At 58.1% G+C, this 22418-nt stretch carries 14 protein-coding genes and 3 pseudogenes; 6 read left to right on the top strand and 11 right to left on the bottom strand.

The genetic code is table 11. The features are described from left to right. Positions 1 to 419: 419 nt before the first annotated feature. A complete protein-coding gene (locus tag AWB82_RS33490) occupies positions 420 to 926 on the bottom strand; it encodes a lipocalin-like domain-containing protein (protein ID WP_159462653.1) in 507 nt (168 codons plus the stop codon). A gap of 306 nt (positions 927 to 1232) precedes the next feature. On the opposite strand from AWB82_RS33490, the gene AWB82_RS33485 reads away from it, so the two are divergent. Beyond that, entirely contained in the window at positions 1233 to 1745 is a 513-nt protein-coding gene (locus AWB82_RS33485; protein WP_086973584.1) for a lipocalin-like domain-containing protein, read from the top strand. Positions 1746 to 2086: 341 nt separating this feature from the next. Here the strand turns inward: AWB82_RS33485 and AWB82_RS33480 are convergent, their stop codons facing one another. Then, positions 2087 to 2710: a LysE family translocator gene (locus tag AWB82_RS33480; protein ID WP_159462652.1), complete on the bottom strand. Its 624-nt coding sequence runs from the start codon at positions 2708 to 2710 to the stop codon at positions 2087 to 2089. Between the two features lie 1173 nt (positions 2711 to 3883). On the opposite strand from AWB82_RS33480, the gene AWB82_RS33470 reads away from it, so the two are divergent. Continuing rightward, the gene (locus tag AWB82_RS33470) at positions 3884 to 7069 is read left to right on the top strand and encodes a BTAD domain-containing putative transcriptional regulator (RefSeq protein ID WP_086973581.1); all 3186 of its coding nucleotides are present in this window, start codon (positions 3884 to 3886) and stop codon (positions 7067 to 7069) included. 577 nt (positions 7070 to 7646) lie between these two features. Here the strand turns inward: AWB82_RS33470 and AWB82_RS33465 are convergent. The 5 genes and pseudogenes from AWB82_RS33465 to AWB82_RS33445 all read right to left on the bottom strand — a co-directional run. Further along, positions 7647 to 7916 (bottom strand): DUF1488 family protein, encoded by a 270-nt coding sequence (locus tag AWB82_RS33465; RefSeq protein WP_086973580.1) that lies wholly within the window; start codon positions 7914 to 7916, stop codon positions 7647 to 7649. Positions 7917 to 8224: 308 nt separating this feature from the next. After that, a complete protein-coding gene (locus AWB82_RS33460) occupies positions 8225 to 9235 on the bottom strand; it encodes a site-specific integrase (protein WP_086973579.1) in 1011 nt (336 codons plus the stop codon). Next, positions 9232 to 10164: a tyrosine-type recombinase/integrase gene (locus AWB82_RS33455; protein WP_235023541.1), complete on the bottom strand. Its 933-nt coding sequence runs from the start codon at positions 10162 to 10164 to the stop codon at positions 9232 to 9234. Before AWB82_RS33455 ends, AWB82_RS33460 begins: the two co-directional genes overlap by 4 nt. A gap of 40 nt (positions 10165 to 10204) precedes the next feature. Beyond that, entirely contained in the window at positions 10205 to 11461 is a 1257-nt protein-coding gene (locus tag AWB82_RS33450; protein WP_086973577.1) for a tyrosine-type recombinase/integrase, read from the bottom strand. Between the two features lie 125 nt (positions 11462 to 11586). Beyond that, positions 11587 to 11835 (bottom strand): annotated as a pseudogene (locus AWB82_RS33445) (tyrosine-type recombinase/integrase); the annotation flags it as partial. Between the two features lie 215 nt (positions 11836 to 12050). On the opposite strand from AWB82_RS33445, the gene AWB82_RS33440 reads away from it, so the two are divergent. The 3 genes from AWB82_RS33440 to AWB82_RS33430 are packed head-to-tail and all read left to right on the top strand — an operon-like array spanning position 12051 to position 15678. Then, positions 12051 to 12677 carry a hypothetical protein gene (locus AWB82_RS33440; protein ID WP_235023540.1) on the top strand — a complete coding sequence of 209 codons (627 nt, stop codon included), beginning with the start codon at positions 12051 to 12053 and terminating at the stop codon, positions 12675 to 12677. Further along, positions 12674 to 14674 (top strand): helix-turn-helix domain-containing protein, encoded by a 2001-nt coding sequence (locus AWB82_RS33435; RefSeq protein WP_086973575.1) that lies wholly within the window; start codon positions 12674 to 12676, stop codon positions 14672 to 14674. The genes AWB82_RS33440 and AWB82_RS33435 overlap by 4 nt, the downstream gene beginning before the upstream one ends. Before the next feature lie 23 nt (positions 14675 to 14697). Then, positions 14698 to 15678: an ATP-binding protein gene (locus tag AWB82_RS33430; protein ID WP_086973574.1), complete on the top strand. Its 981-nt coding sequence runs from the start codon at positions 14698 to 14700 to the stop codon at positions 15676 to 15678. 868 nt (positions 15679 to 16546) lie between these two features. Here the strand turns inward: AWB82_RS33430 and AWB82_RS33420 are convergent. Beyond that, a pseudogene (locus tag AWB82_RS33420) lies at positions 16547 to 16981 on the bottom strand (transposase domain-containing protein); the annotation flags it as partial. A gap of 2044 nt (positions 16982 to 19025) precedes the next feature. Beyond that, positions 19026 to 19946, bottom strand: a complete 921-nt coding sequence (locus AWB82_RS33405; protein WP_159462651.1) for a phosphotransferase family protein — start codon at positions 19944 to 19946, stop codon at positions 19026 to 19028. A gap of 238 nt (positions 19947 to 20184) precedes the next feature. On the opposite strand from AWB82_RS33405, the pseudogene AWB82_RS38665 reads away from it, so the two are divergent. Further along, positions 20185 to 20328: pseudogene (locus AWB82_RS38665) on the top strand (IS630 family transposase); the annotation flags it as partial. Here AWB82_RS38665 and AWB82_RS37445 read toward each other — a convergent pair. Next, on the bottom strand, positions 20325 to 20789 hold the full coding sequence (locus tag AWB82_RS37445) for a hypothetical protein (RefSeq protein WP_143756957.1): 465 nt from the start codon (positions 20787 to 20789) through the stop codon (positions 20325 to 20327). The pseudogene AWB82_RS38665 and the gene AWB82_RS37445 sit on opposite strands and share 4 nt — an antisense overlap. A 112-nt stretch (positions 20790 to 20901) precedes the next feature. Next, complete coding sequence (locus AWB82_RS33395; protein WP_086973568.1) at positions 20902 to 22026, bottom strand: VIT1/CCC1 transporter family protein; 1125 nt, start codon at positions 22024 to 22026, stop codon at positions 20902 to 20904. Positions 22027 to 22418 lie beyond the last annotated feature (392 nt).

Here is a 22418-nt window from a genome sequence, read left to right as displayed (position 1 = left end):
CGCCACGCTCGCCTCAGCAAGCCAACCTCAAGGCGCTAAACATTAACCCCCCTGTTGCACCTCGGCTTGAAACCGCCCTGGTAATACTTGCGGTATTCGAGCCGCTAGCCGAACGGCGGAGGCGCGTCGAAAATGCCTGTTCACCGTGCGTGGAAGCTTGCTCGCCGGTCGGCCCGGTGCCGCACGGCGGACGAAAGGTACGGATGACCGATTAATCTTGGAAGCGGCCGTTATCGTCTCGCCGGCCGAGAGTCCAAAGTGGGTCGCGTCGGTCGCGGCCGTGCGAGTATCGGGCAGCCGGTGTCCTTTGGATAAGTCAGTGCTCTGCCACGAGGCAGATTCATTTTGCCCGGGGTCACCGACACGAACGGGAAACGAAGCACGTACTGACCTCGCTGGGCAAGCCGCGTTCAGTGTCCTCATTGCGGCGGCGAACCTTTCACTCTTTCGAACGTCAAGATGCCTACACCTTCTCGTCCGTCCACGGGACTCTTGTTTGGTTCGGTCTTAATCGAAAGTTTGTCGCCATCGATGGCGTAAAACCGCACCTGATCGGTTCCGACGCGCCTGCCATCCCATTCGATGTCGATGTGATGCACGATCCTGTCGGGCAACACGCGATACGTCCCGCCATAAGCGAGCATCGATTTATGGAGTGTGATTCGCTCCTCGTCGGAGGGCTCATTCCGCGGTCGTGGCTGATTGCCTGACACAAAGAACGCGATCATCCGGCCATCTGACGAGTAGGTGAGATAGCCGTCAGGATGATCACCGAGTTGGTCATACCGCTCGCCAGTGGCCGTAACTTCGCGCACAAACGACTTCAGGCGCCATGTTCCGAGTAACAGATTTGCATCGGCCTGGGCAAGCGTGGACAGGAACTGCATGATCAATATTAACGAGACAGCGACTATTCTCTTGTGCATGGAACGCCCCTCCATGAATGAGCGCCTCTGATGCTTCGGGGAGACTTCAGCATCGGTGCAACTATAAACGAATGCGTGTGACGAGGGCGTTGAGCCCGCCTGGTCGACGACAGTGGCAACTCTGAAGAAGCTATGTAAATACTGGCTTCCAACGTTCAGAATGGCTGGACCGATCGCAGCGAGCAAAAATCCAAGAACATGAGTTTTTGCTCTGGCGTATATTGCACCGTAACAGTCCAGACTTGCTCGCCAAGTAGATAGTCGTATGCTGCGAACTGTGCCTCAGTTTCCTGAGATGGAGAAGCGATGAAACAGGCGAGCCTTTTTAGAAGTTTGACTATCGTCTTGTCGTCGGGCACGCTGATTTCGTGCACGCTCGCTGCCGTCCACCCCGATACGCTGAAGGAGCAGGTCGTCGGAACGTGGGCATACGTATCGGTCGATACTGTGCGCCCCGACGGTTCTCGGCAACCCATGTACGGAACTAGCCCGCAGGGCCTCGCTGTCTTCGACGAGGGCGGTCACTACATCCTGATGACCTCTCGCCCAAATATTCCAAAGTTCACGTCCTCTAATCGATTAGAGGGCACGGCGGAAGAAAATAGAACCGTTGTGCAAGGCATGATCGCTCACTTCGGCACCTATACCGTGAACGAGATTGACAAAACAATCACGTTCCATGTCACCGCCAGTTCATTTCCCAACTGGAACGGTGTCGAGCAGAAGCGGCCATTTACTGTGAACGTGGAACAACTCACGTGGACGACGCCGGCCTCGGGCGGCGGCACGGCCGAAGTAATCCTGCGTCGGCTGAAGTGATTCCTGCACGATCGATTGGCACGCGCGACGCTGAAGCACGGTACGAGCCGATCAGCGTAGTCGGCCCGGATGACGCTTAAGCTCAGTACCTGCCCTTGAAGCTGCGTCGGACAGGGACATTCGGCGGTGACGTGGCGACGTGCACTGCGTGGCGTTTTCATGCATTTGAGTCATCGTGAGCGCTCGCTCCGACGACTGTCCGTTCAATCGGCCGGATGAAGTCGCCATCCAATGTCGTGTAGACGTCGAGCCGGAGGTCTGCCTCGGCTAACTCGTGGGACATCGGGCGGCCGATCTTTACCCCAGGCGAGGACTGGCACCTTCGCACAAGTCCCCACGGTTTATTCGGGAACCAGCATGCGGATGCCGAGCATGATGAAGACTGCACCTGAGCAGCGCTTGATCCGGTCCGCACTGCGGAAAGCCAAGAAATGATTTCGCACACCGCATGCGACGAGCGCGTATGCCGTATGGATCACTGCAATCGTTACTGCAACGGTCAGGTACATCACGACAACCTGATTGAAGATGGATTCGTCGTGTTGTATGAACTGCGGCATTGCAGCGATCAGGGCGATCAATGCGCTCGGGTTTGTGGCCGACACAACGAAGGCGTCCCTGAAGATTCGTGCCGCTCCGCCGAATGGCAGGGGCTCTACGTCTGGCACATTGCTGCGGCTCGCTCGACTGAATATCTGCCGCACGCCCACCAGAATCAGACCCGCCGCCCCTGCGCTTTTGATAGCCAGAAATAATGCGGAATGTGCGACCATCAATTCCCCGATGCCTAGCGCTACGATTCCCGTTGTGATGAGTTGCGCGCAAAGGTTACCTGCGACCGTTATGGCGATGGCGCCGCGTCCATGGCGTAGCGCATTGCGCACGACGAGCAACACGTTGGGGCCCGGCGAAAGCGTTGCGACGAGCCATGCCGCGGCGAACGACAACCAATAATGGAAAGTCACGGTTACCTCGCTTTCTTCAGGCGTTCTCGCATGAGTCAGTGCGATACTCAGAAAATCCCCTCGGATGGCGTGGAAATCAGTGCGCCGCGCTGTCGGAAGCACAGGTGGAAGGAAAATGGCGCTATTGGGCACCGGCACCTGATCGTCGACGATCGGTACGACAATTGGCTCTTGCTGGCAGACGCATAGGAGCTGGCGCCGGAATCACGACGCAACTCTTGAGGGCATTCGGCGCCATGCTCGGACCACGTTCAGCCTTGACAGAACGCGCGATATCACTGGCCGAGGATGCATGATGACGCAAATCACTGTGTGTGCTCCGTCGGACTGAACCTTGACGAAAGCGTCGCACGGAAAGACATGCTGGGCGCCGTCGTCAAGCTTGACGTATCGGTAGAGCGCGGCGTCCAGCAACCAGTCCAGGGACTGGTCCCGGTACTCCATGCGTAGAACACCGTCCTTCGCCACGAGCGCGCTTCCGCGCTTCACATTCAGAGCTAAGACCTCCCCTCGACAACACGCCCGCTCGATCGTTTTCATGAGAGTGCTCCATCTAGATTCGACGGCCCAGGCTATGCCGGATCGCTGTAGTGACCAACGGTGAACGCGCCCTTTGCGATTCGAATCGGTTTTTTGATGCCGTGAGTGCAACATAGCAAGTGGCAGACAACGGTTCGATTACGGATTGCAGAAATTGTCCGACTCGCAGGGAAACTGCCCCGATACGCCGGAATTCGGCGAGCAACGGGCAGCTCCCGGGTTTCGCCGAATTCCGAAGTGCAGAGTGAGACCGGTGCAGTTTGTAGATCAATCAAGCACTCGACCGATTACCGATTGACTACCGATAGGCGCAAAGACAGTCTGCAAACGATCAGGCTGAACGATGGAGTGACGTTCTTCGGATGCTCGCGGCTCGCAGGGCGACCGGGTGGGCAAACGGGGTGATGAAGGCGGTTCGCAACGAAGGAGCTACGGTTGCCGATGTTGGGAATGAACCCGGATTCTGCGGAAAGTTCTCCAATGGACGGTCCGGTAGAGCAGGATCCGACGTGCTGACCACTCCGCAGTGATTCGGTCAGGGCTAGGCGAAGCTGCGCCCTTGACCAATGTTTCCCGAGATCGGATTATCCAAACAGGCTGGCAGGTGCGGGATACTGGAAAAGAGGGCGTCAGATGGCGAGCCTGGCAAAACTCACGCGTCCAAAGCTGCACGAAGTGTTGCTGCGGGAGCGGCTGTTCGCACAGCTTGATTCCGCGCGCAGTCGCTACCCGGTGATCTGGGTGACGGGGCCGCCCGGAGCGGGCAAGACGACGCTGGTGGCAAGCTATTTGGACGCGAGCAAACTCGCGGGCACCTGGTATCAGATCGACGCCGGCGACAACGACATCTCGACTTTCTTTTACTATCTGAGGCACACGGTCGAAAGCCGAAGGGGTAAGCGCCAGGCCCCGCTGCCGCTACTCACGCCGGAGTACCTGGCGGATATCCCTGGATATACGCGGCATTTCTTTCGTGAATATTACAGTCGACTGAAGGCCCCTACGGTACTTACGCTCGACAATTATCATCAGTTGCCCTGCGATTCAGCATTCCACGGAATGTTGGAGCAGGCTTTGCGGGAAGTGCCAGAAGATGTAAACGTCATCGTGATAAGCCGGGAGAATCCCCCCGTCGAATGTGTAGAGCTGGTCTCGGCAGAGCGACTGACATGCCTGGAATGGGACGACCTACGCCTCACACTGGAGGAAGCGCGAGCGATAGCCGCACTGCGCCTCGATGTAGACGAAAAAACTCTCCGCTCGCTGTATCAGATGTCCGGGGGGTGGGCAGCCGGCTGGACACTGTCGCTGGAGCGCGCCAGACGAACCGGTCTTCAGACGGTGCACATCGAGATGGAGGCTCAAGAAGCGATTTTCAGCTATTTCTCGGGTCAGATCTTCAGGACGTCGGCCCCGGAAACGCGCGAATTCCTGGTGCGGACTGCCCTGCTGCCTCGCATGACCGTAGCGATCGCGCAGAAAATGGGAGCCAGTTCGCGTGCTGGTGAATTGCTTGACCATCTCTACCGCCGTCAGTTATTTACCGACAGGCGCGGATCCAAACCTTACAGTTATCAGTATCACGATCTGTTTCGTGCATTTCTGCTCGCCCAGCTGGACGAATTCTATACTCCCGCGGCGATCAACGAACTGCGTCAACGTGCGGGTGGCCTGCTTGAGGAGACGGGTGAGATCGACGATGCGGTGGCACTCTACCGCGCCGCCGAAGACTGGGACGGGGCGACCCGTCTGATACTGGGAAATGCTGAAGTGCTGCTCCGGCAGGGGCGCGGCGAGACGCTACGCGAATGGATCGGTGCACTGCCGAAGGCGATTGTTGATCAGACACCGTGGCTCACCTATTGGTTCGGCGTTTCGCATGTTTCGTCTGCTCCTGCGGACGCGCGCATCCCGCTCGAACTGGCGTTCGACCAGATGGGGCAGAACAAGGACAGGCTCGGTCAGATTCTCGCCTGCGCGGAGACCATATTCACGTATATGTACGAATATGCAAACTTTACGCCGCTCGATCGCTGGATTGCTGCCCTTGATTGCCTGTTGCAGTCAGTTTTCCAATTTCCGTCTTCAGTGATGGAGCTGCGGGTCAACGCCGCGCTTGTCTTTGCTGCAACTTACCGGCGCCCAGACCTGGGACTGCTTGAATCCCGCGTCCATAGAGCAGAAGAACTGCTGGCCAGTGATGACATACCCGTCAACGACAAGGTAGCGGCAGCGGTGCCCCTGCTCTCGTTTTTCTTTCATTTGCGCCGACATGCGGACCGGAAGCGTGTCATCGACCGTATTCAACTATTGCTCAACACAGCCGAACTGACTCCGCTCAACAAAGCTCTTTGGTACCTTACCCTTGGTTTTCACGTTCCGTGGGACACAGAGAACTCTGCGGCACAGGTTGCGTTCTCGACCTGCCTCGAGATCTGCGCGTCAAACGCGATCGCCTTGCCGATGCTGCATGCACGCCCGCTATTTGGGCTAGCGCACCTTGCCATAGAACGAGGTGAACTTTCCACCGCTGAGGCATATCTGGCAAGGGGAGAACGGTTTGCCGAACCAAACAGGCTCCCCGATTTACTGCATGACACATATTTAAAGGGGCGTCTAGCCGAAGCGCGCGGCGATTGGGCCAGCGCAATCCGACTTGACGAAGAGCGGGTTGGACTCGCCGCGAAAGCGGGAGCGCAGTTATTCATCCGCCACGCATATCTGAGACTGGCGGTTCACCTTAGTGAGGCTGGCCGATTTTCGGAGGCGGCGAAACCGCTGCAGGATTTGCGGATGATCGTGCAGACGACAGGAATGCAGGATCGCTGGGAGAGCACCATTGCATTCGCGGAAAGCTATGTGGCATTGCTGCAAGGCAATCGTGGGTTCTGGGAGGAGAAATTTAGGTGCGCAGTCGAGCAGCTCAGATTGACCGGCGATTGGCTGGGCATGCGAGGACCGGGTGGCCGCCACATTCCACGCCTGTTTGCTGCTGCGCTCGAGGCCGGTATCGAGACCGACTACGTCCGGAATCTGATCCGACGCAACAAGGTGCGCGCGCCGTCACCGAAGGCAACGAACTGGCCGTGGCCGCTCAGGTTGCATACATTAGGCCGCTTCGAGGTACTGGTGGATGACACTCCATTGGCTTTCGCGCGCAAGGCGCCGAAGAAGCCGCTGCAACTGCTCAAGGCTTTGATCGCCTTTGGTGGAACGGATGTCCCTGAACTGAAGCTAACCGACGCGCTGTGGTCCGAGGAAACCGGCGACAGCGCTCACAATTCGTTTAGTGTAGCACTCACCCGGTTGCGGAAGCTCCTCGGCGATGCGGACTCGGTCCGGCAAGCTGGTGGACGCGTTAGCCTGAATCGTGAGCGCGTGTGGATCGATGCCGTCGCGTTCGAACAGACTCTCGGCGACGCTGCTGCGGCGGACTGTGCGCGCAAGGAAGATTCTCTGCGACGCGCGATGGACTACTACCGCGGTAGCTTCCTTCCCGACGATGCGGGCGAGCCCTGGACGGTCTCGCTGCGCGAGCGATTACGGTCCAGGTTCGTTGCCGGTCTGTCGAGTCTGGCGCGGCAGTACGAAGAGGAAGGCCAGGTCGACGAGGCTATCATGCTGTACCGCCGCGGTATCGAAGCTGAGGAACTGGCTGAAGACCTTTACCGGGGGCTCATGCGGTGTTACCGGGCTCGAGAGGAGCGGGCAGAGGCCTTAGCGGTTTACCGGCGTCTGAAACAGATCCTGTCTGTCACCTTGGGAATTGGACCCGCTCCCGCGACTGAGCAACTGGCCAGGGAATTCCACACAAGATGACCAGATGACCCGCGACTACTGGGTGATGCCAGCCTCCGGCGTCGGGGGATTCTGGTCGCTCGGCGATACTGGTGGAAATCGATGCGTAACGCCTGCTCGGTATTGCAAGAAAAATGGCGGGGCTGGCAGATTGCGTTGCTCGAACGACGACCAGCCGGTCTGTTCAGGCTGCACGCAACATGCGCGTGATACTCCCGTGAATTCCGGTGTCCTGCGTGTGATGGCGGCGTGGCCAAAACTCTTTCGGGATCCTGCCGACTGTAATTTGACAAAGCGTATCGAGGCCATGGTAGCGCAATGCAACGGCAAACTCATGGACGAGCGGAAAGGCGCACGGGCAATTCTACGACAGGCCGTTATCAACTTGAGAGCCCGCCATCGAGGTACTGCTTCCTCGAGCGTCGACTGCGGGTCGAAAGTGTGCATTGCCGCTGACGCTAGGCGGACTTGCCGTGGTCGGACAGGCGCAGTTTCGCCTGCCAGCGGATGCAACTAATCGTCTATGTTTGCACACCCCTTGCATCGCAACGACGCTCGCCAATTTCGGCGCCTGTCTACAAAAAAGGAGACTAGACGGTCAACTACTTGAAAAATCAGCCTCGGTCAGGCGAACGTGACGCGTTGGCCGCGCCCGCAGCTTGCGTAGGGCGACCGCTTCCATCCGAGCGAACCCGTCCCTGAACACGCTCACCACTCGGCTATCGTCCGCATTGAGCGGGAGCCAGAAAAAGACTTCCAAGCACCTGCGCGTCACGACGCACGTCACGCTTTCTCCGCGCCAATCAATCACGAAGCTCAGGGCCTGTTTGTCTGTTGAGATCTGGGGTTCGGGTACGAGGACTTTCATGAGCAGAGTTACGGTTGACGGACGGAATCGGCGGTGCGCTCATCGGGACGCGTTAGGCGACCTAGCGAAGTTTCACCAGTCTACCCGGTGCTTTTCTTCGGTCTCCTGATGCCGCCGATCGTCGTCGACGTGCAAATAGAGGAAATGTGCTGCAGCACATTTCATCTATTACCGGCCGAAAGTTTTTATGTGCAGTGTCGAATCCAGCCCCCGATAGCAAAGGTCTCCGGTCGTAGAAACTCTACATAAAAGCTGGGCAGGATGGGGAGGCCCGCAGGCAAGAATCGGCGTGCGCAACCTCCGCAGTCTTACAGCGAATGCAGCCACTCGAGCAGCGTTTTGTTCTGCTGCCAGGACGGCATCTTTGGAAGCGACGTACCGTCGGTGGCTTTCTCGAGAGCCTTGCGCTTCATCTCAAGATTTGCACGAGCATAGATCTCGGTTGTCTTCACATCGACGTGACCGAGGAAGTCGCGGATGATCTCGAGCGGCACGCCACTTTGCAGCAGGTGCATTCCCTTTGTGTGTCTCAGACTGTGCGGACTTACCCGCTGCGTGAAGTCGGGGTGACTTCGTCGTACAGGAATCACATACTTCTGCAGGAGATACCGCACACCCGAGCGCGATAACCGTGTGCCGCGCCGGTTCTGGAAGAGTGGTTTGTCGGCGTGTTCAGGGCGATCGAGGTTGTTGTCGCGTCGATGCTGGCGTATCAGTTCGACTGTCGAGTCCATCAGCGGCACGGCGCGTAGCTTTCGCCCCTTTCCCATGAGCCGCACCTGCGATGGAGTATCCAGGCGCACGTCCCCGGCGTTCAGGTCAATCAACTCCTGCACCCGGGCACCGGTGTCATAGAGTACGCTCAACATCACTGCGTCCCGGCGGCCCTCAGTCGTACGTAGGTCCGGTTGAGCGAGAAGCTGTGCAAGGTATTCCCTGGAGAGGTAACCGACGCTGGGGCGCGGCTGTCGCCGCAGCGGAATGGCGAGGACCTGCTGGCATTGCAACAGTTGCTCGGGTACTTCCGACTGTACGTAGCGGAAGAACGCGTGCAACGCAGCGAGGCGATGATTCTGCGTGCTGACCGAAACGTGCCGGTCGTTGGTCAGGTGATCAAGGAATGCCTCGACCAGGGATACGTCGATTTGCGCCAGAGACAGACGCTCCAGTGCGATTCCCCGCACGTCGCGACAGAATCGCAGCAGCAGGGTAAAGACGTCGCGATAAGCCTTGATCGTGTTGGGGCTCAGGTTGCGCTGGGCAGTCAGATGGTGCGTCAGGAAGCCGGTCACGAGCATTGAGAAATCCGTTGGTTTCATGACTTATTCCTCCGCGGGATGACATCCCCAAAGGCGGCGCTAGTACGTGCCGTGATCTCCGGAAACAGTTCGGCAATCAGATGCAGGTAGGTCTGCGTTCCGGCAAGAGATTGATGTCCCATGTAGGTCGCCAGTACCGGGAGCTTCGCATTGAGGTCAGCTCCCTCCTGGCACCACCGAAGCAACGCATGCACGGCATAGGCGTGACGAAGATCGTGTACGCGCGGTCCCTTGCCTCGACCGGCATGCGCGATTCCACAGCGCAGCAGCAGGTCCCGGAATACCCAATACACAGCTGAGAGGCTGTACGGGCCGCCGGATGGAGAGGAGAAGAAGTAGGCATCGGACGGGCGATCGCCCATGACTTGTGCGTAGGTTCGAAGGCGCTGTACCAGCGGCAACGCTGGTGGGACGAGCCTGTCCTTCGAAAATTTGCCATCGCGCACCGTCAGGATCCCCCGTTCGAGGTCCACATCGGCCACGCGCAGATGCAGCACCTCGCCAAGTCGCAGGCCGCAGCCATACAGTAGCCGGAATACTTCCGGCATGACGAGATGCCGCATTGGAGCACGTGCAGTCGGTGTCAGCTGGTCGACCGCGTCGAACAACCGGCTGATCTCGGCGTGGGTCAGAATGCGTGGTGAGAAACCGTCGTCGTACCTTACCAGCAGCGATCGGTCCGGCACATCGGCAGGATATCCCAACCGGCACATGAACAGGGCGAATTGGCGAACCGCGCAGATACGATGATAGTGGGTGCCCCTGCGCTCGTGGGGTTGTTTGGAAAGCCACTTGCGGCTGATGGAGCGCGGCAGCTCGCATTCCGATAGTGCTTCATCGCTCAGGAAGCGATCAAAGCGAGCCAGCAAGCGAGCGGCCTCATCATAGCGGTAACCACACGCCCGCTTCTCCTGAACAAACTGTTCCATGAGTGAGCCGACAGGACTTCGGAACTGCGCGTTGAATGATCTACTCGACATGGCGCACCTCTTCGGTGTTCAGCGCGGCAGTGCGCAGGGTTTCCACGTCGGCCTTCGCGTAGATCAACGTCGACGTCGTCGTCGCATGCCCCAGGATGTCGCCGATGACTTGAAACGGCGTCTGTTCATGGAGCAGCCGTGTCGCGAGTGTGTGGCGTAGCGAGTGCAAACCATGGCGTTGTGGAGCCCGAAAATGAATTCCGGCGAGGGCCTTCCAATACTCGACGATGTGATACAGGTTAGCAGTCTCACAGAAAGGTCGGAACGGCACATTCAATGTGAGGAACACTTCTCGACGATCCGACTGAGGACGCCCCGATCTCAGATAGTCAATCAGCGCTTCGCCAACTTCTTCCGTTAATGGCAAACATAGAGGTGCAAGCGTCTTCGACTGCTTAACCTCTATCGAAGCCGTTTCCCACTTCAGATCGTCGATAGATAGTGTTCGAATGTCACTCACTCGCAATCCGAGGCGAGCGGCCAGCAGAAGGATCGCGTAATCGCGTTTGCCTTTGGGCGAGGTGCGATCAACGACTTCGAGCAACCTGACCAGGAGTTCCGGCTCCCAGACCGATGGCACAGTCGCATCGCGGGGAACATGAACCACCGGTAATACATGGCCGAGATCCCGCTGCAGAATTCCTCGCAGCAGAAGAAACTGCAGAAAACTACGCACATCCGAAACGATTCGCGAAACTGACTTAGCAGTCTGGCGATGTTGCGAGGTCACGAATGCGCAGAGATCGGCTGGCTGTATCTGATCGAAAGACGTGATGTTCCTCGAACCGAGGAAATCCGCGAATATCACGATCTCCCGCATCCGCACGCGAATGCTCGATGGGCGAAGATGACGGCGATCCCGACAGTACAGTTCATAGCTACGCAATGTCGCGCTCATGAGCGCCGGGACCTGGAGCTTCTGCATGTCGGTGACGGGGCGCTCAATGTGCCCGTCACGTGCGAAGTCCTCCAGGACCTTGAGGGCAAACACGATATGCCGTTTCCAGGAGTTCGGGCATTCACCCTCACGCATCTGATTCGCGGCGCAAAACTGCTTCGCACGTTCTTCGGAGTACTGATCCACCTGGCTCATGTCGTGGCAAAACTCCACGAAATGTCGCCAGACTGCGCGATAGCGATCGAGCGTTCGTCGGCTGTAGTGAAGCCCCTCCAGTTCGCCCACGGCACCAGCGACGAACTGCTGCAACGGCAGGTGGCTTGCAACTTGTTGGGTTGACTTCTCCATGATCGAACTCCTTACAAAGGCGATCCCGATGGCCGCCAGGAGCCCATCATGAAACCTTATGTGCAGTAGTTCAAACCAGGCGCCTTGCTCACGAAGCGTTTGACGTTGCTACTCTACATAAAGATCTACGGCCGGTAATAGATGCTGGTCGTCGCCAGCGAGGCATGGCCGAGGTTGTCGCGCACCATGCGCAGGTCAATCTTTTGGTCGGCCATGTGCGAGCCGGCGCTGTGCCTGAGCCAATGCGCGGACGCTTTTTCGAGCAGATCAGCCCGCGCGTTTTGCGCATCGTCGCGTTCACGCAGGCGCGACGCAGCGCCCGCAAAGACGTCCTTGACGATGGCGTGCAGCGCCGCGCGCGTAAGCGGCGCGCACGTCTCGGCGCGTTCCGTAGATCGAAGGAACAGTGTCACCGCCGTCGCGTCGTCGTTGCCCAGTGCGACAGGACTAGGCGCGGGCGTGTTGACACATTTCCTGGATGTCCAAGCGAGGGAATTCTGTCAATTCGCATAAGTCCGAATGAAAATCGTCACCTGACCTCCTAGACTTCGAATCCCGTCCCTAAGGTCTTGATCTTGTGGGAAATTCTATGCCAAGCCTGCAGCCGCTCGCGCTCGCCCGGCCACGCAGCGCGCATCGCTTCGAGGCGTTCAGTCTGAAGCTGGCAAGACGGGTGAGGCTGTATCGACATGTCGCGCTTCAGCAATGGGTGCTGCTCGAGGCAAACCCGACGGTCGAGGCGTTTTGCGAAAGACCCGGGTTTGTCATCATCGACGGACAGCAAATCCTTGCGGACTTTTGGGTGCGTTATGCTGACCGGCAGGAGTTAGTAATCCTTAGTGAGGCAGCGTTTGAGTTTGATACGGTTTCAAATGCCGGCGGCACGCTCGATACGCAGGGATTGTCCATCCGGCGTGTCGAGTCGACCGAACTGCTCGCCGCACGTGTGTGGATAGACAACTGGCGAAGTATGCTGCCGTGCCTGATTGCCAACCGCACACTCCTCGTGCGCTCGCTGTCGGAAGCTATTGCGAGGCTCCTCAGTCAGCCAAAACGGCTCGCTGATATCGAGCGTCAGCTGTCGTCGGGCGATCCCGTGCTCGTGCGAGCAAGTCTGTTCAACCTGTTGCGCGAGGGACGGGTGAGCGCGCCGGAGCTTCATTCGCAGCCCCTGTCGCTGCTCACGACGTTTGTCTCCGCGGAGATGTCACTATGAGCCGCCGTAATGCGCAACTTCAGGCAATCGACGTGAGCACGTGGCCCACGGTTGCTTATACGCAGTTTGACGATACGACGCGACACATGTTTGAGAAGCGCGTACACGCGGTGATGGCGTATGTGCAAGGCGAGTCTGTCAAACAGATTGAGCACTCGACAGGAATTAATCGTCGCCAGTTGTACCGCTGGCTCGAACGGGCTGGGGCAATTCATTCGGACGGGCGCCTCTTCGGCTTTCGTGCTCTCCTTCGCTATGCGCGCTCGACAGACTACGTTCGCATGTGCGCCGTTCCCGACAACATTGAGCCGGGTGGGGCGGCGGGTGCGTTCTCACAGCTTCTGGAGCGCTATCCTACGCTGTCAGACTGGTTGCACCAGCAGATCAGGCAGCGCAAGGTGTGGCTCGAGGAGGTGAGTTCGGATGGGGCGTTGCGAACTCGACTTCGCGGCTTGGAGGCGTTGCATCAGAGCTTCCTGGGTCAATGCCGAGCGGTTGGGCTCAGTGGAACAGATTATCCGCTCAATACCGGTGAACGTGGAATCCGCTCGCTTTCGCGGCATCTGAAGGACGAACTGTTGCGCAGCTTCGGCAACGCGGCGCGTTCGGCGGGTGCTTCGCACCTCAAGGGCTTGCCGCCCCGGGACGGCGGGGCGCGCACACTTGCGGCGACTCGCCCATACCAGACGGTTGAGTTTCACGGGCACCGCCTCGATATCCGGCTCAAGATCGTCGTGCACGATCCGCTTGGCTTCGTGCACGAATTCGAGATGGAGCGCGTCTGGCTGCTGGTCATCATCGACGTGTGCACGCGCGCGGTCCTCGGGTATCACCTCGTGCTGGCCCGGGAATACAGCCGCTACGACGTGATCAAGACGATCGAGAACGCCCTCGAACCTCATCGTGCACGCACGTTCTCCATTCCGGGGCTCGCATATGGACCGCATGACGGATTCCCATCGCAGCGTCTTCCGGAACTCGCTTACGCGACGTGGGAGTGGATCCGCCTGGATAACGCAAGGGCGAACCTGGCCAACGAAACGTTGACGGCGCTATGCGAGTTCGTCGGCTGCCTTGCCGATGCAGGGCCGAAATACAGTCCGGACGAACGGCCATACATCGAGCGGTTCTTCGGGACGATTGCCAGCCGATTGTCGGCCCGTCTGCCCGGTTACACGGGTTCGAATCCATGGGACCTGCGGCGTGCCCTCGCGAATCCCAGAGGTAACCTGCGCTTGTATGTGTCCATAGACGAACTCGATGAGCTGATCGAGTTCGCCATTGCGAACTACAACGGCACGCCACACAGCGGCCTGAACAACGTCACCCCGCTTGAGGCGATGGAGTATTTCGTGCGGGGTAAGCAGACGCTGCTGACCTGGCTTGCGCACTACCATCGGCGCTCATTGTGTCTGATGCAGTCTGCACGGCGGTGTCGTGTGTGCGCCTACCTGGATCAGGGGGTGCGTCCGCATATCAACCTTTACACCGCACGCTACACGAATAGCGTCCTGGCAAGGAGCACGCATCTAATCGGCCAAGAAGTACTCGTCTATCTGAACGCAAACGATCTGCGCAGTGTGCGGGCGTTTCTCCCTGATGGTACGGAACTGGGTGAACTCGATGTGCAGGGGCTCTGGCGGATGATTCCGCACAATCTCAAGCTACGGCGAGAGATCTGCAGGCAAATGCGCATTCGCCGTCGTCGCGGGGTAGTCGATACCAATCCGATTGAGGCGTATGTGAAGGAGAAGTTCGAGCAGGCGAAGAAGAGCCGCAAAGCTGCTACGGAACTAGCTCACACCATGCGATTGATCACGTCAGCGCAAGCGGGAGATCTGCCAGTCGCGCCGACGGTCCCGCGCCCGGAGCCGGAAACAATTGAGTCATTGGGGCCGGTGCCCGATATCCGGTCGACGGAAACGCCTGAAGACCGGTCACCCGGCACACGTGCCCGTCCTCGAAGGCTTTCAATCGGTACAGGTCAGGTCTTTTAACGTCGTGTTCGTGGGAGGCATCAATGTCGCTTGAGATACCGCGTCCAGTCGATCCGTCGCTGCACCCGCTTGTGACGGGGAACTACCGTATTGCAACGCCAGCGATCGAGGCGTTCTACGAACTGGTTGTCCGATGCCTGCGCTACCGGATCATGGGGGCGCTTATCTACGGCCCGTCGCGCATTGGCAAAACCCGGGCAATCGAGTATGTGCGCCTGCTGCTGGCGCGGAACTATCCGCGGATGACAAGTTACCACGCGCAGTGCGAGCACAAGCCGCGGCATGCCGAAGGGCCGTTCTTCGCGAATCTGCTGGAGGCGGTTGGTGACCCGGACCCCAATGCCGGCTCGAATCCTTCAAAGCGGATGCGCTTGACGCTGAGAATCCGTCAGGCGGCATCGATTGGGGGCAGTGGGGTGGTGTTGCTCTTTTGCGATGAGGCACAGCGCTACGACGACAACGAATACGAATGGCTGCGTGACGTGCATGATGCGCTGGACCGGCAGCAGATCAAGTTGTTCACGTTCCTTGTTGGCCAGCAGGAGTTGCTCGCGCAGAAAACTGCGATGCAGGTCGCGGGCAAGACGCAGATCGTCGCGCGTCTGATGGTCGAGGAGTTGGCCTTTTATGGCATTCGTAATGCACAGGACGTGGCGACATGCCTGAACGGCTATGATCAGACTGCCTACCCCGAAGGCAGCCAATGGAGTTTTACCCGCTTCTACGTCCCGCAGGCGTTTGATGCGGGATATCGACTGGTGAGTGACGCCGATACTCTGTGGAATGCATTCGAGACGGCGCACCACAAGGCCAATCTGCCGGGGAAGCTTGGGATCCCGATGGAATCCTTCGCACGCGCGGTCGAGATAGTGCTCAAGGACAGTGAATTGAACGACGCACGGGGCTATTGCCCGGATCAGGTCCTGTGGGACCATGCAGTAAGGCATTGCGGCTATGTCCAGTCACGTCATGCAACCGGACGCGTCCTCGTTGCCGCCTCGTAGCGACGGGCTGCTGCGGGAGCCAGCGTTCCCGATTCTCACGCTCGACGAGAGCCGGCTGACGCCGGCCCTGGGTTACATATTCAGGAGGGGCTGGATTTATCCACATGAGTCACTGATCTCGATCCTGTGGAAGTTCGAGACTGCCAACGCGCTGTCAGGCGTCGTTGTAGCGCGACTCATGGGGCTGGAAGTCGACGCTTATGAAGGTGTTGCTCCGCGTCGAGGGTTGGTGGACGTCGGGCGGCTGCAGGAGAGTCTCGGACTACCCGCAGATACGCTGCGGACTTCACTGATGGACCCGCTCGGAAGTCGACGCTACAGCGACGTGTTCCGTTACTGTCGTCGCTGTCTCGCTCTTGGCTATCACAGCGTTGTGCACCAACTGGAAAGGCAGAGCGTGTGTCCTGCCCATCATCGCGTTCTGGAATCAAGGTGCTGGCGCTGCGGTTGTGAAGCACCATATCGGGTGAATGTCCAGCTACTTGAAGCGCGGTATCACTGTGCATATTGCTACGTGAGTCATGGCGGGACCTGGACGCCGGAGAACGCTCACCCGATGAAACCGGAGCACCGCCGTGCGTTCACACGCCGCTATCTTGATTGTTGCTTGAGGTGAGCCTGGACTCGAGACGCGCCGCAACGCTCCCGTATCGGCTCACCGATTCCTTAAGGTGCGGATGCGTCGGGAGCCTTGCCTCATCCAAAGACTCCCGGATGCGAACCGCGTCGTAGGCACTCGCGAGCGGTGACACAATTCCTTCGGCGGTAAGTACCTGAACAATTGGAACATTTCCCGGGTTGACGGGCTGGGTGCCCATAGTTGACAGAATTCCCGGCACAACGGAGACAGATTCCCTTCGTTCTACGGGTTGGCAGGGCTGTCGGCAATACGCAGCGTAGTGCCATCCATCGCCCACAAGCTCAATCCTTTGAACCCGTGGTGGCCCACATCCTGCGTGCACCAGGCGCGCGCCGTGCGCTCAAATAGCCATGCGAGCGGCGCCTCGCCGATGCGCTGGCGCGCCTGCGCCACCGCGCTCTTGCTCACAAACGGACTTGCGTGGTCAGGCAGCGCCAAATCCAGGTTATCCAAGACCTCGCTGATCGACCAGTGCCGATACATCGCTAGCGCTATCACCAGCCATACCACCTGTTCGGCCGGCAGCCGGCGACGCCGAATGCTCGCTACACCAGTGGCCTGGACCGCCCGCTCGATCCACTCATACGGCAAATGCTCGGCTAGCCGGCTTGGATCGGCCGGCCGCTGCGCTTCGAGTAGAAAAGTCAGGTGGCTGGAAAGCATCGCGCCGTCAAGTTAACAGCGTGGCGCGTGGTTTACAACCACTTCTTACCGCTCAAAAACAAAAATGCCGTCCAGTCTTAACTGAACGGCATTACCCCGCTAGGGTCCATTTGCAATGAGAATGAGCTAACGCGGTGCTCGTGCCGGGTACGCCATGCCGATGCGTTGCCCGTCGAATACTATTAGGAATTTCGCCCCTGAAATACCCATGTTCGCGAAGACTGCAGACGATGCGTGCGAACGAAATATCAAGGGCGTCCACTTCCACCCACGGTTCTCCAAATTGGTCGGTGCGGACATTGACTTGGAGTCGAATCCGCAAGTTAGCGCCAACATGGTCCCCCAGTTGGACTAACCGAGATTCCAACCGGGTGACACGATCCTTAATTTCCTTCAACGTTGCGTTGTGTTCCATGTTGTCTCCCAGGTTATCGAAAGTACAGCATGCCGAGCGTTTGACCATTGCAGTAGACGTGCAGGCAAGTCAGTCCCTTCAAGCCCCGTTCGCGAAGCCAATCGGTGATATAAGCGAACGAAAGATCATGCGTCGTTACTTCGATGTGGGAGCCGTACTCGTCTGTGACCAACGTGATTTTGCTTGCGCGCGTGTCGTTGTAACGAGGATGCTTCTTGATAGGCACGACAGGGTATTCGAATGTTATCGAGTTGGACTTCGATTCCGTAGTTTGCTTCTTCACAATGGTCTCCTTGTAGTGTGGTGTCCAGCAACGGTATCGTTGCTACGACTTCATTCAAACAGGGAAGGGTAATAACTGCAAACCACCAGTCGTGCGACGTGCAAGGGATCACGCGGAGCAAGGCTGTCAGGATGCTCTGGATTCTACGGATAAGTAGAGGGTTGACTCCGTTTGTCCGATCTCTCCGCGCCAAATTGGAAGGTCGCGTTCAGGCCGTCGTGTAGACTAGTGGTGCTGGGCAGACGCCTCCCTACCCATGGCACCTTGGCGGTCCATCACATGGCTGATACGCTTGAGATCAGCGTTGCGCGGGACTCTAACTGAATCGATACGGTTCCCGGCGGATGGCGAACGCGGGCAGCGTTACGCTTGCCGCCTTTCGAGAAGGGACGAAAAGACGACAGCGCAGCGCTTTGAGCGGTTCAATCTATTATTATTGTTTCATCGTTGATGATTGCTCTAGCGAGCCGACGGAATAGCTTGTCGTCCTCCGGCCACCTACTGGCATCAAACTTATGTGCTTTTGCATCTCGGAACCACGACACTTCTGCGTTCTCCTCCCCCCATTGCGGGTTAATTAGGTAAACTATGAAGCTTCCCCCGTTCAATGTGTTCCTCGCGCAGACGTGCCAGTCAGAGAAACCACGCGCCACCCAATAAGTATTCGGAACGTAACCGAGCGCGGTGAGGTGAGATTCGATCCCCTCGCGTGTGCTGTCAGTGAATGAAAGCATTTTTCCCTTCTTCGCTTTTCTGTTTTTTGTTCGAGGTTGTCGCTGCGACCGTGCTGCAGCGGATATAGTCGATTATGAGACATTACTCCGAGTCTGCGTTGAACGACCGTCGCACCCCCCGCGTGGCTCGGCTCCTGAACACATTGTAGCGAGCGCGGCTGCATGTCTCGCGAAGCAAAGCGCTTCCGCAGCGAAGCAGATGCGACAATCAACCGACCACAGTGGAGTCGGGTAGGGCCGTTCGCTTGCTACTGAGAAGGCCGTCGCAGCGAGGACCGGAGTGCTAGTCGTGCGATCGGCTTTCGGCGGCGCTATCGGCCACTTGACATAACGCCGTCTTAGCGTTATTTGTTCGTTTTCCTAACGTCGGAGCCTTACTTCCGTTACGTCGTTGCGTAGTCACGTATTCTGTCCGCTGCGGCTTGCAACATCTGGCGCGCTTGGTGTTGGCGAAAGTCTAAACGTCGCTGATCAACCGATTCAGCCGTTCGCCCTTAACCAATTAAAAATCGAACCGCACCTGGAACGCCGAGGAGCAAGCGCTGTGCGTGCAATGCGTCGCGCATCCTGGCACTCGGGCCGAATACACCTGGGTCGAAGCGGGGCATCGGCCTAGCAAAGTTTAGCCGCCGACATCAACGATTCCAACGCGCGCAACCCGTTTTGGTAGTATGCGTCGTCCTTTCCCGGTGCCCAAGTTGCGATCTCGGCGACATGGCCGATGAAGAAGTACAGGAACCGGATGTGCAGTCCGTCGTCCGCATGCGACTGCCTTCGATAGACGTCAAGGAAATGTGTCCAACCGTGCGCGTCTTGGTAGAACTCGCCCAAAAAAGCGGCGCATAAGTCCTCGGCCGGATCGCCGAGTCTCGCTCGTTCAAAGTCGATCAATCCGGTCATCGTGGTGCCGTCTCGCTTCATATCGGCGAGGAGATTGCGCATCGAGAAGTCTCCGTGGACAAATACGCCTTTTCGAGCCCAGTTGCCGCGCTCGTCGAGCCGCAGTCGCAGCATCGCGTCTCGGGCCGTACGCAGGAGCGCCTTCTCTGGCAGGTCCAGTGCGGCGGCTGTGGCGGCAAAACCCGCATACTTCGTCAGCCGCTCCGCGAGAAGCTCAGCGAGATCGCGTTCACCGACAAACAACGGGGAACGATCGGCAGGCAGACGATGCAACTGCGCGAGCGTTCCCGCCATCGCGCCGGTCATCTGTCGAGCAACGTCCGGAAAGCGCGTTCTCAGCTCACTGATTGGTGCGCCGCTCAGTTGGCTTATCAGAATCCAGGGAACACCCGACGGAAGCATTCCGGAATCAACTAGGCGCGGTATGGCAACGCGACTAGAACGAAGGAACTCATACGCGGTCACTTCCCGGCGATGTTTGATCTGCGCGGCGTGAAAAAAGAGTTTGGCTACGCTCTCGTTTCCCTTCACGCGGTAAACCGCCGTACGATCGATAGTGCCGCCGATCTTTTCGAGTCGTACGGTTTGCCCAAAACGAGTCTGAAGCAGGTGAGTCAATTCGTCTTCGACCATTTGGTCTCCGGGGCGATTGCACATGATCGTTGCTTGGAGGTATCAGTGCACTGCTGTCAAGTGATGTATCGATTCTAAATGGTCGCTGCGCGCAATAAACCGCCAGCAATGCTTATCGATTTAGCCGCTCTCGTCAGTTGCAAATAAAGTCAGTCCTTGTCAGTTCTAGGCGAGCCGCAAGGTGCGCAAGCAGCTTGCGACGAGCGACGGCGTGGATACGGCTGGCGCCATCTTGAAAACCCGGCAACTCGAACAGGCGATTCGCCAATACATCCAGATCAACAACACTGATCCGAGACCTTTCAACTGGACCAAATTGGCCGACGACATCCTCGCAAGCGTCAAACGATTTTGTCTACGAATTTCTAACTCGGGACACTAGCGACATAGACGCGGTCCGCACACTGTTACATTGGCTGAGACTTCCAGTATCAGATTTGGAGCCGAAGCTTTCGCGGTGAGAGAAGCTAACGCGAACGACTGAAGCAGACCTGTATTGCCGAAGCGTTGGACGCCGACACAGCCCAGAACGCTTTGTTCTTCGTCGACAGCAATCAGGAAACCCTCGAGATGCGTCGGCGTCGGTCGCAGGCTTTTGAGCGATTTGGAGCGCTCGTGCTTCATGCAGAGGACGACCGAGCTCTGGCTTTTAGCGGTGGGCGACGGGAATGGCGAGTCCGCTCCCGCCAGGTCTGATAGGAAAACGCCGCGCAAACCGCGCAACGGCCCGTTTTGGAAAGGCGGATCCGCGAAAAGCAACACCGCATGGGGCGGCAACAACTCGATTCGTAGTACCGTCGGGGTGTTGGTCGACCGGTGTCCCATTTGCTTGGTGATAACCACTCCAGACACCTATTTTACTCGCTTGGTCGCGGCGCGTTGTCGCCTCGTCCTCCTGCTTCAGCCGCCCGCGCCACAGACCGTCATCCAGGGTTCAAACTCCATTGCCGATTTCTTACGATACTGCCACCCCGAGTGCCCGCCCAACGCCAAAGGTGAATGCAGCCGCGACAAGGCCAATCAGTATCTGTCGCACGGCCGAGAAGCCGGCGCTGCGGCCGTTGAAAAGCGAGGTGAATACGCCGATGGCCGCGAGTGCTAGCACGCTGAAGCCAATGCACTGAACGATGGCAGGTAGCCCCGCTGACCATAGGAACGGCATGGCGGGGAAGATTGCGCCAATCGCGAACAAGCAAAACGATACGCCGGCTGCGGACCACGGATTTCCGCCAAGCTCGGCTGGGTCTAGGCCCAACTCTTCACGGACGAGAGCATCTAAGGCCTTGTCCTTGTTCTGCATGAGTTGTGATGCAACACGCTTCGCTTCCTCAGCGCTTAGACCCTTGGCCTTATAGATAAGCGCCAGTTCATGCTCTTCCGATTCGGGGCTATGCTCAAGCTCGTTCTGTTCCTTCGAAACCTGCGCCTGCGCGAGTTCCCGCGCGTTGGTCACGGACAGCCATTCACCAAGCGCCATCGAGCACGCTCCGGCAATGAGACCGGCGAGCGCAGTCAGCAGAATTGCCTTGTTGCCGGTTCCAGCGCCTGCTACCCCCATAATCAGGCAGAAATTCGAAACGAGGCCATCGTTGGCACCGAGCACAGCCGCGCGCAGGTCGTTGCCGGATGCGACACCGCGATGCCACGATTCTGCCTGAGCTATGTCTGCGCCCTGCGATGCGGCGGGCTTTCCGGCGTTTGCCATAGCCTGAACAACGTTCGCATGTTCGTGCTCATCTTCCGACATGCGCGCGGTATCTGGATTGCCGGCGTACTTGTTCCGGTCGGCAAACTCGGCCGCCGCGAGGGAAGGAAGGACGAAGCGCGGCCCTAGCAAATGAACGAGGCCTTTCATCAGATAGGTCTTGGCATTCAAGCCGGATGGCGCCTTTTTCCCATTGGCTTTCAGCTTTTCAGCCCACACCCGTGCGTGCATACGCTCCGACGCAGCGAGCTCGCTGAAGACCTGCTTGCGAGAGTCATCTCGTTCAACGCGTGACAGCGTCTCGTAGATTGCTGCGCTGTGAAGTTCGTCGGCGAGATTGGCTCGAAATTTTCTAAGCTCTTGTTTGGAAGCCATTTAATCACCTGTTGCGTCGGTTCGATGACATGATGTCTTCGGCCCCCGCTGCGGATATATATCGCTCGAATCTCGAATGAGAATAGAAACGCTTCTGAATCAACTTGTTGAAAAGCGTCAAAGCGCTGGCGTGCGAACGGGCGGCCCGTACTCGACCGGTCGCCCGAACTTAGACCACGGATTGCGCAACTGCCAGACCTGTCAGCGTAATTATCCCAACTACATCTTTGATGCTCACTTAGAGCATGCGTTGCAGCACTGAGTCACGGATTACGAAGCGGTGAAACAAGGCGGCAACGATATGCAAAACAATTACTGGGCGGCCTCAAATCTGAAGTGCAACACCTGTTTCGTATAAGGTGTTGCGATGCACGAAAAGACCCAGTATCAAC

The sequence above is a fragment of the Caballeronia glebae genome (genome assembly GCF_001545035.1).
GTDB classification, from domain to species: Bacteria; Pseudomonadota; Gammaproteobacteria; order Burkholderiales; family Burkholderiaceae; genus Caballeronia; species Caballeronia glebae.
Note: the sequence above shows the minus strand (reverse complement) of the source record. Positions and strands in the feature narration are given on the sequence as shown.

Excerpts from the sequence above, each read along its gene's own strand:
- AWB82_RS33430 (WP_086973574.1), top strand. The coding sequence starts at position 14,698 with ATGTCGCTTGAGATACCGCGTCCAGTCGATCCGTCGCTGCACCCGCTT.
- AWB82_RS33465 (WP_086973580.1), bottom strand. The coding sequence starts at position 7,916 with ATGAAAGTCCTCGTACCCGAACCCCAGATCTCAACAGACAAACAGGCC.
- AWB82_RS33490 (WP_159462653.1), bottom strand. The coding sequence starts at position 926 with ATGCACAAGAGAATAGTCGCTGTCTCGTTAATATTGATCATGCAGTTC.
- AWB82_RS33405 (WP_159462651.1), bottom strand. The coding sequence starts at position 19,946 with ATGGTCGAAGACGAATTGACTCACCTGCTTCAGACTCGTTTTGGGCAA.
- AWB82_RS33470 (WP_086973581.1), top strand. The coding sequence starts at position 3,884 with ATGGCGAGCCTGGCAAAACTCACGCGTCCAAAGCTGCACGAAGTGTTG.
- AWB82_RS33450 (WP_086973577.1), bottom strand. The coding sequence starts at position 11,461 with ATGGAGAAGTCAACCCAACAAGTTGCAAGCCACCTGCCGTTGCAGCAG.
- AWB82_RS33440 (WP_235023540.1), top strand. The coding sequence starts at position 12,051 with ATGCCAAGCCTGCAGCCGCTCGCGCTCGCCCGGCCACGCAGCGCGCAT.
- AWB82_RS33435 (WP_086973575.1), top strand. The coding sequence starts at position 12,674 with ATGAGCCGCCGTAATGCGCAACTTCAGGCAATCGACGTGAGCACGTGG.
- AWB82_RS33395 (WP_086973568.1), bottom strand. The coding sequence starts at position 22,026 with ATGGCTTCCAAACAAGAGCTTAGAAAATTTCGAGCCAATCTCGCCGAC.
- AWB82_RS33455 (WP_235023541.1), bottom strand. The coding sequence starts at position 10,164 with ATGGAACAGTTTGTTCAGGAGAAGCGGGCGTGTGGTTACCGCTATGAT.
- AWB82_RS33485 (WP_086973584.1), top strand. The coding sequence starts at position 1,233 with ATGAAACAGGCGAGCCTTTTTAGAAGTTTGACTATCGTCTTGTCGTCG.
- AWB82_RS33460 (WP_086973579.1), bottom strand. The coding sequence starts at position 9,235 with ATGAAACCAACGGATTTCTCAATGCTCGTGACCGGCTTCCTGACGCAC.